1 protein-coding gene is annotated in these 1,158 nt (G+C 32.0%); it reads right to left on the reverse strand.

The window, feature by feature from the left end:
• The coding region (locus tag QD47_RS29485; RefSeq protein WP_044649472.1) for a hypothetical protein at positions 1–830 on the reverse strand (830 nt) is incomplete at its 3' end.
• Positions 831–1,158: the final 328 nt, after the last annotated feature.

The raw sequence follows: 1,158 nt of genomic DNA on the forward strand, positions 1-1,158 counted from the left end.
ACACGACGACTTTCATACCAAACATCGCTACCATCATCGTCCCTTCCCCAACAATTTCTACCCCAAATTGCTGTTTCATGATTGGCTTCGACATAAAGAGTTCCCTTTAACTTGTTGTCTACATTTACCCATATCTTAGATGCATTCTTAATCTTGACTCCAATCCATCTTAGGATAGGGTCACCCTTCTCATCACATGGAAATGTCCCCTGCATACTAAAGAGGTTGCCCGATCTTCTGATATAATCACCAATATATTGCTCGCGAAGATCATAAATAATTGGACATAAATTAGTCTTTTCAAGCACATAATTATAATCCACAATTAAATGTGCTGGTGTTCGTTCCTGAATATTCAACTCTTCTGCAAGTTGTAGATAGTGAAACCAATTATATAGAAAATCTATTTGAGAGCAACGTCCTGTCTGCTTAATTGGATATTCGAAAATAGTTTCTATATCTATTTTGTAATAATAAAGGAACTTTTCAAGAGTTGAGTACAGTGTCTCTAAATCTTGTTCAAAATTGTCAAGATCCCTATTTTCTAATATACCATGTATATATTGATACAAATCTCCTATATTATGTGTAATTGCATCTGGCTCGTAAAAATATAAAGGAATTCGCTTAATAAAAGCATCTCTTGTTACTGGACGATATACAAATCGCCCATCTGTCTTATAAAAACGCTTTGCTACCCCCCCAATATAAGGAAATACCTCTTGACCAATCACATCATGTCTAGAAATATAATCGATTAGCCTATATTGCGCTTCCTTATCTGTTATATATTTTTGCAAAATATCATATTCTTCCTCTTTTAACGTCATAAAAAATCCCTCCCGCCTTTAGGTGAATTTTAACACGAACATTATGGGTAATATAGATGTCATATCGTTCATGTTATATATGAATTAGTAGCTTTACTTTATTGAAATATATCTGTCTAAATAAAATAAAAGACAATTTCACGAATAGTAGGACAGGTTTGTAATATAGACATGAAAATCCTAGAATTATCTTCAATAAATTAAGCAATATGTAATATTTTCTGTTTACAAACCGATAATGTATATAAAATAATAAGGAGATTTTTTATGAAAATCAGATTAGATTCCCACTTCTTACTTAGAAAGATAATTTATAAAGTCGTCGTGT

Origin of the sequence: Paenibacillus terrae (genome assembly GCF_000943545.1) — a bacterium.
In the GTDB taxonomy this organism is placed as follows: domain Bacteria; phylum Bacillota; class Bacilli; order Paenibacillales; family Paenibacillaceae; genus Paenibacillus; species Paenibacillus terrae_A.